Source organism: Halomonas qinghailakensis (assembly GCF_025820815.1).
Lineage (GTDB): Bacteria > Pseudomonadota > Gammaproteobacteria > Pseudomonadales > Halomonadaceae > Vreelandella > Vreelandella qaidamensis.
In genome coordinates, this window is sequence record NZ_CP096973.1 from 3267900 (window position 1) to 3280000 (window position 12101).

Here is a 12101-nt window from a genome sequence, read left to right on the forward strand (position 1 = left end):
CGCTGTCGTCGCTTAGCGAGCAGATAAATTCACCATTGCACAAGCATAGCGCACCGTCAGTGTCGGCTATTAACAAATCGGGAGTCACGATGACACACCAACATCCGGGCACATTGTACGTGGTTGCCACGCCAATTGGGAATTTGGAAGACTTGTCGCCACGTGCTGCACGGGTATTAGCAGAAGTATCGCGCATTGCTGCTGAGGATACACGTCACAGCAGCCGCTTGTTAGCGCATTTAGGCATTAATACGCCGATGCTTTCTTTGCATGAGCATAACGAAGCGCGGCGAGTCGATACGTTGGATAGTTACCTAATGGCAGGGGAAAATATTGCTTTAATCAGCGATGCGGGAACGCCGCTGATATGCGACCCCGGATTCGTGTTAGTTAGGGAATTGCGACTAAGGGGGCGCGATATTGTGCCGCTTCCAGGGCCTTGCGCACTGATTAGTGCGCTGTCAGCGGCTGGGTTGCCTACTGATCGATTTACGTTTGGTGGTTTTTTGCCATCCAAGCCAAGCGCACGACGACAAGCGCTTGAGAAATGGCAGGCGCGTGAAGAAACGCTGGTTTTCTACGAGTCACCTCATCGTATTGAACATACGCTTGAATCGTTGTGTGAGCAAATGCCTGAAAGGGCGGTTGTTTTGGCAAGAGAATTAACCAAAACCTATGAAACTTTTTTGCAGGGTTCGCCGTCATCATTACTTAGTCAGCTTAAGCAAGACCCGAATCAGAGCCGAGGGGAGTTTGTCGTAATGATCGCTGGGGCACCGCCAGCCGTTCAAAGTGATGAGCAGTCCATAACTGCGGAAGTCCTGCTTAACGCATTGCTAAGAGAGGGCGTGGGCGTTAAGCAGGGAGCTGCGGTTGCTGCCAAAATGTTAGGTGGTCGTAAGCAAGAGTGGTATGCAAGATTGCAAGCATTGAAAGGTGAGGATTGAGGCAACGGCATGGCACTGGTATGCTTGCCGCCGGAGTTGGCCAGACAGTCGCCGCTAAATTGCTTGTAAAGGCGTTTAGGGGAGGAAAGTCCGGGCTCCATAGGGCAGAGTGCCAGGTAACGCCTGGGCGGCGTAAGCCGACGGAAAGTGCAGCAGAGAGTAGACCGCCTAAGCCTTTCGAGGCCGGTAAGGGTGAAAGGGTGCGGTAAGAGCGCACCGCGCGCCTGGCAACAGTGCGTGGCATGGTAAACCCCACTCGGAGCAAGACCAAATAGGGACCCAATGGCGTGGCCCGCGCTGGGTCCGGGTAGGTTGCTTGAGCGCTGTGGTGACGCAGCGCCTAGAGGAATGACTGTCCACGACAGAACCCGGCTTATCGGCCGACTCCCCATTTCCATAAAAGATGTGCCGTGCGCATCTTTCTTAACATTGTGTGAGATTAACATGCCTTCTCCTGACGCTGACCAGGTTGCTTCCCATTTTCGCCATACCAGCGTTTTATTAGAAGGGGCGGTAGATACACTTGTTCATAATCCCGACGGTATCTATTTAGATGGTACGTTTGGGAGAGGTGGTCACTCTCGCGTTATTCTTTCGCGTTTGAGTGATCAGGGCCGTTTAATGGCTATGGACCGTGACCCTCAAGCTATCGCTGCTGCTGAAGACATCCAAGACCCTCGCTTTGAAATCACCCAGCGTGAGTTCGCACGTTTAGCCGAGTATGCGCAAGAGCAAGGGGTTTACGGAAAACTTTCAGGTGTACTGTTAGATATTGGTGTTTCTTCTCCACAGTTGGATGACCCAGAGCGTGGCTTTAGTTTTATGCGCAATGGGCCTCTTGATATGCGTATGGATCCAACGCAAGGAGAGAGTGCTGCTGCGTTTTTAGCCCGTGCTAGCGAAGCAGACATTGCCAATGTGTTCAAACTTTATGGAGAAGAGCGCTACGCGAAACGCCTAGCGCGTGCGGTTGTTGCGCGGCGTATAGAAAAGCCTTTTACGCACACCGTTGATCTGGCAGACGTCTTAAAGACGGCTCACCCTGCTTGGGAAAAGGGGCGCCACCCCGCTACCAAAGCGTTTCAGGGGCTGCGTATTTATTTAAATGGTGAGTTGGATCAGCTTGATGCAGCCCTTGAAGGGGCCTTAGAAGCGTTAGCACCTGGCGGTCATCTGGTGGTAATTAGTTTCCACTCGCTTGAAGATCGTCGTGTAAAACGTTTCATTCGCCATCACGTTCGTGGTGATACGCACTTGCCACGGGGCGTGCCAATTCGCGATGATCAGCTAAATCGCCGTCTTGAAGCATTGGGTAAAGGAATGCGCCCAAGTGATGAAGAGGTAGACGCTAACCCCCGGGCGCGCAGTGCCGTCATGCGAGCCGCCCGTAAACGAGTGTGATCATGAGCATGGATCGGATTGAGCGTTGGGCGTCAACGCTGCGCACCGAATGGCCTTTTAAGCTACGTTTGCGCGCTTGGCCGGTTATCCTTGTTGTACTGTTTATGGCGTGTGTTGTGACCGGTGGTTTCGTGGTTGCTACGACGCATATGACGCGAGTTCAATATGCGCAATTACAGCAATTAGAGCAGGAAAAAAACCAGCTGCAGACAGAGTGGGGGCAGTTGCTGTTGGAGGAGGGAGCGTGGTCTACCCCGGCCCGCATAGAACAAATTGCTACGGAACGGCTTGAAATGCGTATTCCCGATGTGAATGACGTCGAGGTAATCCGACCATGAAGCATGAGCGCCGGGGAGGGATATCCCGTCAAATGCCTATCGCGCCGCCATTAGCTGGCGGTCGTTTTTTGTTTATTCTTATTATTGTTGGGTTGGCTTCGGTCATCCTTATTGGCCGAATTACTCTACTTCAGGTGATCGACCGGCCTTTCTTACAAAGTCAGGGTGATGCCCGAACGCTTCGCCATGAAGCAATATCGGCGCACCGCGGTATGATTACTGACCGCAATGGTGAGCCACTGGCTATCTCTACTCCTGTTGTGACGCTTTGGGCAAATCCACAAGAGCTGCCCACTGATGTTATCCAGCGATTAATGTTAGCCCAAGCCCTAGGCCTTTCGTTAGACGATTTTGAATCACGTGTTGCTCGTTTTAGTAACCGAGAGTTTATGTATTTGCGCCGTCAAATGACACCAGAGGCAGCTCAGCGTGTTCTAGACCTACGTGTTCCTGGTGTTTATCCCCAGCGTGAATATAAGCGGTACTACCCAGCAGGCGAGGTGGCAGCGCAATTATTGGGGGTGACGAATGTTGATGATGTTGGTCAAGAGGGCTTGGAGCTTGCTTATCAGCCCTATTTAGCTGGCCGACCGGGTCAGCGCCGCGTTATTAAAGATCGACGAGGTCGATTAGTTCGCGAGCTGGGTGTAATTCGTGAGGCACAACCTGGTGGTGAGCTGACGTTGGCGATTGATCAGCGCATTCAGTATATGGCGTATCGAGAACTGCGCGCTGCCGTCGCGGAACATGAGGCGGATGGGGGAGTGCTCGTTATGCTTGATGCGCGTTCCGGTGAAGTGTTGGCAATGGCTAATTTACCTTCCTATAACCCCAATAATCGAGCGGGGCTCGACCCACGAGGGCTGCGGAATCAAGCGTTGGTTGACGTATTTGAGCCTGGCTCGGTGATGAAACCGTTAGCAATGGCGGCGATTCTTGAAAGTGGTGTTGTGAATCGAAATGTCGTGGTGGACACCTCGCCTGGGTGGATGCGCATTGATCAGTTCACTATTCGAGATATCCGTAATTACGGCGAGCTTGATTTAGCAGGGATTCTTGAGAAATCTTCGAATATTGGTATGTCTCGTCTTGCGTTGCAGCTCAGCGATACTGCTATTTGGGAAAAATATAATCAGCTTGGTTTGGGGCAAAGCCCTGGTACTGGTTTTCCTGGGGAATCTACCGGAAGTTTACCAGCTCCGGTGCGTTGGTCGCGAAGTGAGCGAGCAGCCTTTTCTTATGGGTATGGGTTGTCGGTGTCTGCGCTGCAGCTTGCCAGTGCCTATACCGCGTTGGCAAATAATGGCGAACGTCTGCCCCCGTCACTGCTTAGATTGTCTGAGCCACCCCAAGGCATTCCCGCTATATCACCAAGTGTTGCCAACGATCTGTTGGATATTTTAGAAACGTCAGTGGGTGCCTATTCTGGCGGACGTCGCGCCCGGGTTGAAGGTTATCGCGTGGGCGGTAAAACAGGAACTGTTCGCAAAACGGGACAGCAGGGCTATTCGACCGATGCCTATCGGAGTGTGTTTGCTGGTATTGCCCCTATTTCTGACCCGCGTATTGTTACTGTTGTTATGATTGATCACCCTCGGGCTGGCCAGTTTTATGGTGGGGCAGTAGCTGCCCCGGTGTTCTCTAGCGTTACAGGTAATGCCCTACGTTTGCTGGACGTGCCACCTGATCATGAGGTCGAGTAGCATTAAGGAGATTGCATGAAGTTGACCCCAGAGAGGTTATGGGTAGCGTTAAAGCAGGTGTGGCCTAATGCCGTGTTGCCTGAGCCGATGCCTATATTGCCGGAACAGCTTCGCTTAGTAACTGATACGCGCAAGTTGGCGATGGGCGATGTGTTCGTGGCTATCCCAGGAAGCCAGCGTGATGGTTATGAATTTGTTGACCAAGCGCTGGCAGCAGGTGCTTCGCTTGTATTAGCGCATGCAAAAGAAGGCCGCGTTACACTAGAGGGAGGCATACTCTATTTGCCACACCTATCCATCCGGCTTGGTGAGCTGGGTCGCGCGCTATTTGGTGTTCCCAATGACCTCCAGGTAATAGGGGTAACTGGCACCAATGGAAAAAGCTCGGTTACGCATTACATTGCAGCGTTAAGTGAGTTGCTTGGCCAACCCGCTGGGGTAATAGGGACATTAGGTGTTGGTCGCCTTGGTCAACTGGTCGATACAGGTCTTACCACGCCGGGCTCATTGGCAATGCAAGAAATTTTGGCTGACCTAGCACATCAAGGGGTAACACGTGTTGCGCTTGAAGCCTCTTCGCACGCCCTTGAACAACGTCGTTTAGATGCTGTAAACGTCACAGCAGGGGTGTTTACCAACCTAACTCGCGATCATCTTGATTATCATGGCAGCATGGTGGCTTATGCCGCTGCAAAAGCGAAGCTGTTTCGTCGCTCTGAGCTGGTGCTTGCTGTTGTCAATGCGGATGACCCTCTTGCGAGACTGATGCTGGCAGGGTGTGATAGTGGCGTGCGTGTTTTGGCGGTGGGCAGTGATGAGGCTGTAACGCTTCGCGTGCTAGATTGGCATCCACACGAACACGGCCAGCAGGCGCTTATTGCTACGCCTGAAGGTGAAAAAGCGCTTAATTTAAGTTTGATGGGACGGTTTAATCTAGACAATGTGTTGCTAGCTATGAGTGTGCTCTATGGGTTGGGCGAACCATTAGACCAATTGTTTGAATTAGCAGCTGAGTTGGAACCTGTCCCTGGACGCATGGCGCTATACCGCGAGGCTAATGCGCCCAGTGTTGTTATCGATTATGCCCACACGCCGGATGCATTATCTAATGCCCTCGACGCGTTGAAAGAGCATTTAGGGAGCACTGGGAAGTTATGGTGTTTGTTTGGTTGTGGTGGTGAGCGTGATGCGGGTAAGCGTACCGAGATGGCTGCTGTGGCGGAGCGGCGGGCTGATTATGTGATTGTTACTGATGATAATCCGCGTAATGAGTCTGCTGAACAAATTCGCCAACAAATTGTGTCGGGTTTTTCTGCTGCAGCTGAATTTATGGAAATAGGTGATCGTAGCCAAGCGATCTGGCATGCGGTTCAGCATGCCGATACACAAGACGTTATTTTAGTGGCAGGAAAGGGGCATGAGTCCTATCAACATATCGGCGGCGTTCGTCACGATTACCAAGATAGCGAACAAGTGTTAAAAGCTTTCAAACTTAGGGCTGCCATGTGATGAACTGGTCGTTAGCTAGTATTGCCTCAGCGCTAAAGCTTTCACTTCCCCAAGCCTTATACGAGTTATCGGTGACAGCGGTAATCACCGATACGCGCCATATCGTTCCTGGTTGTCTATTTGTGGCTTTGAAGGGGCCGCGTTTTGATGGTCATGATTTTGTTGAACAGGCGCTTGAGAAAGGTGCTGTGGCCGCTTTGGTTGAACGCCCAGTCAGTAGCTTGCTGCACCAATTGGTCTGCGCCGACACACGCTTAGGGCTTGGCTTGCTAGCGCGGGCTTGGCGACAGCACTGCGATCTACCACTGGTAGCGGTCACTGGTAATAGTGGTAAGACAACGGTGAAAGAGATGACGGCTTCACTTCTTTCACCCTTAGGCCATGTGCTTGCTACTGAAGGAAACTTAAATAATGACATTGGTGCGCCGCTAACGTTGCTACGTTTAGCAACGCACCATCAGGTAGGCGTGATTGAGTTGGGTGCAAACCATTTGGGCGAAATTGCCTGGACCAGTCAACTGGCCTCCCCAAATGTTGTCATTATTACCAATGTGACAGGGGCGCACGTTGGAGAATTTGGTGGTATGGGACAAATAGCCCAAGCTAAAAGTGAAATATTAACGGGGCTAGCGGAAAGCGGTACTGCAGTGCTAAACCGTGATGACCGCTATTTTGAGTTTTGGGCGGCCTGTGCAGGAGATAAGAGAATTGTAAGCTATGGCTTACATGGCGATGCGGACGTTCACGCGTCGGCACTTTCCTGCGACTCTTTCGGACGGTATGCTTTTACGCTTGTTGAGCGTGGGCAAATAGTAGGAAACGTAAGGCTCCCGTTGATTGGTAAGCATAATGTGAGTAACGCTTTGGCAGCCGCTGCGGCGGCTCTTACGTTAGGTGTTGCGCCAGAGCAAGTGGCGGCGGGGCTGTCTGAACTCTCCTCGCTGTCAGGGCGCTTAAGCATCGTACCAGGCGTGCGCAACACAACCTTGTTGGACGATACCTACAACGCAAACCCTGGTGCGGTAAAAGCGGCTTTGGATGCATTAGTAAACTTTCCTACGCCTCGCTGGTGCGCGCTTGGCGCCATGGGGGAATTGGGCTGCGAGTCGCATGCCCTGCATGCTGAAATTGGTCGTTACGCAGCGTCATTGGGTATCGACACCTTACTGACCTATGGCGAGGCCGCCCGTTCAGCAAGTGAAGCCTTCGGTCGCGGGCTGCATTTTGACGACCACGAGACGCTAGTGCGTCATGTTATTAATACTCTGCCGCCTAACACCACGCTATTGGTGAAAGGGTCGCGTAGTGCCGGCATGGAAAATGTCATTGCTGCGCTACGTGCGGATGAAACAAGGTAAGCGCCGTTCATGTTACTTCACCTGGCGAATTTTCTAGCCCAATATCAGTCTGCTTTCCAAGTTTTTAACTATTTAACCTTACGTGTCATTCTCGCAGCGCTAACAGCGCTCATGTTATGCCTGTGGCTTGGCCCCTGGGTGATACGTCGGTTAGTGGAAGGCCAAATTGGTCAAGCGATACGTGATGATGGCCCCCAGTCTCACTTGTCTAAAGCAGGTACACCCACCATGGGTGGGGCAATGATTTTGTTGGCGATTGCTATCAGTACGCTGGTCTGGGGCGATTTAACTAACCATTATGTTTGGGTAGTGCTACTGGTCACATTAGGCTTTGGTGCTGTTGGTTGGGTCGATGATTATCGTAAAGTTGTCGAAAAGAACCCACGTGGACTTCCCGCGCGCTGGAAGTACTTCTGGCAGTCGGTGGTGGGGATTAGTGCTGCTGTGGTGCTTTATTTTACCGCTGCTACACCGGCTGAAACTAGCCTATTGATCCCAATGTTTAAAGATGTCGCGCTACCCCTTGGCGTGTTCTATATCGTGCTGACCTACTTTGTGATCGTCGGCAGTTCTAACGCAGTTAACCTCACTGATGGTCTTGATGGTTTGGCAATCATGCCCACCGTGCTCGTGGCTATGGGCTTGTCGGTCTTTGCTTATGCAAGTGGTAACGCTGTGTTTGCTAACTATCTGCATATTCCTTTTATTCATGGTACCGGCGAGTTAGCCGTTTTTTGTGCCACTATTGCTGGCGCTGGCTTGGGGTTTTTGTGGTTCAACACCTATCCGGCTCAGGTGTTTATGGGAGATGTGGGGGCGCTGGCACTTGGTGCCGCGCTAGGCGTCGTGGCTGTTATTGTGCGCCAAGAAATTGTGCTGTTTATCATGGGCGGCATTTTTGTGCTTGAAACGATCTCAGTGATTCTCCAAGTCGGCTCTTATAAGCTTACCGGTCGGCGTATTTTCCGTATGGCACCTTTGCATCACCACTATGAGTTGAAGGGATGGCCAGAGCCGCGGGTAATTGTTCGTTTTTGGATTATTACCGTTGTATTGGTGTTGTTAGGGCTTGCTACGCTGAAAGTTCGATGATTAGCAAGGTAGTAGTGGCAGTGTTGCTGCTATTAGCGTGATGTGTAAAGGAGCCGGTCATCGTGCGTGTCGCAAATGGAGTCACTGTTGTTATTGGTCTTGGTATCTCTGGGCAAGCTATTTGTCGTCATTTGGCGCGTCAAGGCATGCTATTTATGGTGGCAGATACACGAGCAGCCCCCCCAGGATTAGACGATTTTCAGAAGCAATATCCGGATATTGAGGTTTATTGTGGCCCATTGACGGCGCTTGATTTTACGAATGCCCACGAAGTGGTTATTAGTCCTGGTGTAGACCCTCATTCACCAGGGCTTGAAGGCTTGTTAGAGCGTTATAATCCAGCAACGGGTGAACCTATGCTGGTAGGCGAAATTGCCTTGTTTGTGCGGGCTGTCAATGCACCAATTGCTGCCATTACTGGCTCTAATGCTAAGTCAACGGTCACTACGCTATTGGGTGAGATGGCTAGCGCTGCGGGTGTGAACGCTGCCGTGGGTGGCAATTTAGGCACGCCAGCGTTGGATTTATTAGCTGATTGTCCAAATGCCGAGCTTTACATCCTTGAACTCTCAAGTTTTCAGCTAGAAACAACGCCTCGTCTGAGCGCTAAAGTGGCTGCTTTTTTAAATATCTGTGAAGATCATTTAGATCGACATGGTGATATGGCGGGTTACCATCGCGCCAAACAGCGTATTTTCTATGGTGCGCAAACAGCTATTGTCAATGCAGATGATCCCCTCACTTGGCCAGAGGTGTCAGTCTCTCATGTCCAGCGTTTTAAGGCTTCTGCGCCTGAGGGTGATGACTGGGGAGTTGCTCAAAAGGACGGCGAGCTAACGCTGTTTCATGGTGATGTTGCCTGGCTTGGTACAGAAAAATTAGCCATTGCTGGTCTGCATAACTATGCCAATGCACTGGCAGCGCTGGCAATGGGCAGTGCGTTAGGCTTCGCAAAAGTGTCTATGTGCCAGGCATTAGCTTCTTTTAAAGGGTTGCCCCACCGTAGCGAAGTCATTGCACGAGTTAATGGCGTTTTGTGGGTGAATGATTCAAAAGGTACTAACGTTGGCGCCACGCTAGCCGCGATACAAGGCATTAGTGCGTCGCTTGAGGGTAAAGTAATATTATTAGCCGGTGGCGTTGGTAAGGGGGCAGATTTCACACCGTTGGCAGCCCCTTTAGCAGAGTGCGCCAAAGCCGTATTGCTGTTTGGTATTGATGCCCATCGCCTTAAGTCGGCGTTGTCATCGTCTGTTTCAGTACAAGTAGTTAACGATTTAACTCTAGCAATGGAAATCGCTTGGGAAATTGCTGAACCCGGCGATTGCGTGCTGTTATCGCCCGCCTGTGCAAGCCTAGATCAATTTATAAACTATCAAGCTAGAGGCGATGCTTTTCGGTCTTGGGTCGAGCAAAAGCAGCTTCAGCATAACGACTCAGGGAGTAGGGTATGAGCAGAGTCCAGCGTATTCGCGATGCGCTGACAACGCGCCATTTACCCACTGATGTGTGGCTGATTATTGCTGCCATAGCATTAGCTGGCTTGGGTTGGGTAATGGTTAGTTCGGCATCAGTAGGGCTACTTGAAAATAGCTATCACTATGCTCGGCAGCATGGGATCTTTTTATTATTGGCCGTTCTAGCCTGCTTTTTCATGCTGTGTGTCCCTCTGGAGGCGTGGCGTCAAAACGCGGCGTTATTTTTGTTGATCAGTATTTTGTTGCTTGCGCTAGTGCTATTGATTGGTCAAGAGGTCAATGGTAGTAAGCGCTGGATTTCACTGCCTGGCCCCTTGCCTAGCTTGCAGGTTTCCGAGCTGGGAAAAATTGGTTTGATTTTTTACATGGCAGCGTTCATGTCTCGTTTTACCTATGACCTGCGCCGTCGTGCTTTAAGTATGTGGCGACCTTTAGCGGTACTGGCTGTTCCTGCGGGATTACTGTTCCTCGCCCCCGATTTTGGTGGCATGGTGGTCTATACCGTGTGCGTTATTGGTATGTTAATGATGAGTGGTGCCTCACTTACCTTGCTCTTCGGTAGCGGTGGCGTATTAGCTGCGGGAGCTGTGATGATGGTGGTGATGGAGCCTTACCGGTTAGCGCGCTGGACTAGCTTTCTAGATCCGTGGGCGGATCAGTTTGCGACTGGTTATCAACTGACTCAGGCACTGATTGCGTTTGGTCGTGGACACGTGACCGGTACTGGTTTAGGTAATAGTGTTCAAAAGCTCCACTATCTTCCGGAAGCCCACACGGACTTTATATTTGCCGTGATCGCGGAAGAGCTTGGCATGATTGGCGCTATCCTTGTGGTACTGCTGTTCACATTGCTGATTATCCGCGCGATGTTGATTGGGCGGCGTGCAGAGTTGGCGGGCCACTTGTTCGGCGCCTATGTCAGCTATGGCATAGGTTTTGTTATTGCAGCGCAGGCATTTATTAACATGGCGGTAAGTTCAGGGTTGTTGCCAACGAAAGGGTTAACATTGCCACTGATTAGCTATGGCGGTTCAAGTTTATTGGTAACCGGTATGATGATTGGCTTATTGCTACGCGTTGATGCCGAAACGCGTCACCGGCCTCGTCGTCTATCGACGCCCTATAAATCACGTCATGAACCTCGGTTATCGTGACTACTCAAGGAGTTGTTTGTGACGACGAACGCACGTCGACGCATTTTAATTATGGCAGGGGGTACCGGTGGTCATGTTATCCCGGCGCTTTCTTTAGCACGTTCGCTCAATGCTCACAATGTCGATGTTGAATGGCTGGGAAGCCCAAGAGGGATCGAAAATCGCTTGGTACCAGAAGCAGGTATTACGCTTCATACCATCGACATAAGCGGTCTGCGTGGTAAAGGAGTAGTTGGCTGGCTGAAAGCGCCGCTGAATCTTTCCCAAGCTGTACTGCAAGCACGGAAGGTAATTCGTCGCTTCAATCCTGATGTGGTGGTTGGGTTGGGTGGATTTGCCAGTGGCCCAGGTGGGCTGGCGGCATGGCTTTCCAGGGTGCCATTGGTGATACATGAACAAAATGCTATTGCTGGGCTGACTAATAAAGTGCTCTCGAAGTTAGCGACACGTACTTACGCGGCGTTTACCGAGGCTTTTGGTGACAAGGCAGAAGTGATTGGCAATCCCGTGCGAGAAGATATTGCTGCACTGGGTGAGCATCCTAGGAGTGCTTCTGAACTAGCCGCTCGACCGCTACGGTTATTAGTTGTTGGGGGCTCTCTAGGGGCGGTGGCACTGAATGAGCGCTTGCCGCCTGGGTTGGCAGGTTTACCTCCTGAGCGTCGCCCTGATGTTCGCCACCAAGCTGGCAAAGACCGAGATGTGGCGACGGCAAGCGCCTACGTTGAGCATGGAATTGTGGCAGATGTTACTCCCTTTATTGATGATATGGCGGCCGCATATGAGTGGGCAGATTTAGTCGTTTGCCGTGCCGGAGCACTAACAGTGGCAGAGCTTGCCGCTGCTGCAAAGCCCGCCTTGCTAGTGCCGTTTCCATTTGCTGTTGATGATCATCAGCGGGTCAATGCTGATGTTTTAGTAAAAGCCGGGGCGGCGCTTTGTGTTAAACAGTCTGAGCTTACCCCCGAGCGATTAACACACTATTTGGATGAGCTATTAGTTCCAAGCGTATTATCAGAGATGGCTTCTAAAGCTCGGCAGAACGCCTACTTAGATGCGACTGAACGGCTTACAGAGGGGTGTCTAGCGTTGGTTAAACAAGGAGAGACTGCGTGACCGAT

10 protein-coding genes and 1 other RNA gene are annotated in these 12101 nt (G+C 51.4%); all 11 read left to right on the plus strand.

What is annotated here, in order from left to right:
- The first annotated feature begins 89 nt into the window (after positions 1 to 89).
- The 11 genes from rsmI to murG all read left to right on the plus strand — a co-directional run bounded on the left by rsmI (position 90) and on the right by murG (position 12096).
- The gene (gene rsmI / locus M0220_RS14865; protein WP_264018089.1) at positions 90 to 947 is read left to right on the plus strand and encodes a 16S rRNA (cytidine(1402)-2'-O)-methyltransferase; all 858 of its coding nucleotides are present in this window, start codon (positions 90 to 92) and stop codon (positions 945 to 947) included.
- A 32-nt stretch (positions 948 to 979) separates the two neighbouring features.
- An RNA gene (gene rnpB, locus M0220_RS14870) (RNase P RNA component class A) lies at positions 980 to 1339 on the plus strand.
- A gap of 52 nt (positions 1340 to 1391) precedes the next feature.
- On the plus strand, positions 1392 to 2348 hold the full coding sequence (rsmH, locus tag M0220_RS14875; RefSeq protein WP_030072338.1) for a 16S rRNA (cytosine(1402)-N(4))-methyltransferase RsmH: 957 nt from the start codon (positions 1392 to 1394) through the stop codon (positions 2346 to 2348).
- A 2-nt stretch (positions 2349 to 2350) separates the two neighbouring features.
- On the plus strand, positions 2351 to 2686 hold the full coding sequence (gene ftsL / locus M0220_RS14880) for a cell division protein FtsL (protein ID WP_030072340.1): 336 nt from the start codon (positions 2351 to 2353) through the stop codon (positions 2684 to 2686).
- On the plus strand, positions 2683 to 4389 hold the full coding sequence (locus M0220_RS14885; protein WP_030072342.1) for a peptidoglycan D,D-transpeptidase FtsI family protein: 1707 nt from the start codon (positions 2683 to 2685) through the stop codon (positions 4387 to 4389). The genes ftsL and M0220_RS14885 overlap by 4 nt, the downstream gene beginning before the upstream one ends.
- Positions 4390 to 4404: 15 nt before the next feature.
- Positions 4405 to 5898 carry a UDP-N-acetylmuramoyl-L-alanyl-D-glutamate--2,6-diaminopimelate ligase gene (locus M0220_RS14890; protein WP_030072344.1) on the plus strand — a complete coding sequence of 498 codons (1494 nt, stop codon included), beginning with the start codon at positions 4405 to 4407 and terminating at the stop codon, positions 5896 to 5898.
- Positions 5898 to 7256, plus strand: coding sequence for a UDP-N-acetylmuramoyl-tripeptide--D-alanyl-D-alanine ligase (locus tag M0220_RS14895; protein ID WP_264018090.1), 1359 nt, complete (start codon positions 5898 to 5900; stop codon positions 7254 to 7256). The genes M0220_RS14890 and M0220_RS14895 overlap by 1 nt, the downstream gene beginning before the upstream one ends.
- 9 nt (positions 7257 to 7265) lie before the next feature.
- The gene (mraY, locus tag M0220_RS14900) at positions 7266 to 8348 is read left to right on the plus strand and encodes a phospho-N-acetylmuramoyl-pentapeptide-transferase (RefSeq protein WP_030072348.1); all 1083 of its coding nucleotides are present in this window, start codon (positions 7266 to 7268) and stop codon (positions 8346 to 8348) included.
- Positions 8349 to 8407: 59 nt separating this feature from the next.
- A complete protein-coding gene (gene murD / locus M0220_RS14905; RefSeq protein WP_035536532.1) occupies positions 8408 to 9802 on the plus strand; it encodes a UDP-N-acetylmuramoyl-L-alanine--D-glutamate ligase in 1395 nt (464 codons plus the stop codon).
- Complete coding sequence (ftsW, locus tag M0220_RS14910) at positions 9799 to 10980, plus strand: putative lipid II flippase FtsW (protein WP_030072350.1); 1182 nt, start codon at positions 9799 to 9801, stop codon at positions 10978 to 10980. Before murD ends, ftsW begins: the two co-directional genes overlap by 4 nt.
- A gap of 18 nt (positions 10981 to 10998) precedes the next feature.
- The gene (murG, locus tag M0220_RS14915) at positions 10999 to 12096 is read left to right on the plus strand and encodes an undecaprenyldiphospho-muramoylpentapeptide beta-N-acetylglucosaminyltransferase (protein ID WP_264018091.1); all 1098 of its coding nucleotides are present in this window, start codon (positions 10999 to 11001) and stop codon (positions 12094 to 12096) included.
- Positions 12097 to 12101 lie beyond the last annotated feature (5 nt).

Bases quoted from the DNA above. Each gene is read 5' to 3' on its own strand.
- mraY (WP_030072348.1), top strand. From the start codon at position 7,266: ATGTTACTTCACCTGGCGAATTTTCTAGCCCAATATCAGTCTGCTTTC.
- M0220_RS14895 (WP_264018090.1), top strand. From the start codon at position 5,898: ATGAACTGGTCGTTAGCTAGTATTGCCTCAGCGCTAAAGCTTTCACTT.
- M0220_RS14890 (WP_030072344.1), top strand. From the start codon at position 4,405: ATGAAGTTGACCCCAGAGAGGTTATGGGTAGCGTTAAAGCAGGTGTGG.
- ftsL (WP_030072340.1), top strand. From the start codon at position 2,351: ATGAGCATGGATCGGATTGAGCGTTGGGCGTCAACGCTGCGCACCGAA.
- M0220_RS14885 (WP_030072342.1), top strand. From the start codon at position 2,683: ATGAAGCATGAGCGCCGGGGAGGGATATCCCGTCAAATGCCTATCGCG.
- rsmH (WP_030072338.1), top strand. From the start codon at position 1,392: ATGCCTTCTCCTGACGCTGACCAGGTTGCTTCCCATTTTCGCCATACC.
- ftsW (WP_030072350.1), top strand. From the start codon at position 9,799: ATGAGCAGAGTCCAGCGTATTCGCGATGCGCTGACAACGCGCCATTTA.
- rsmI (WP_264018089.1), top strand. From the start codon at position 90: ATGACACACCAACATCCGGGCACATTGTACGTGGTTGCCACGCCAATT.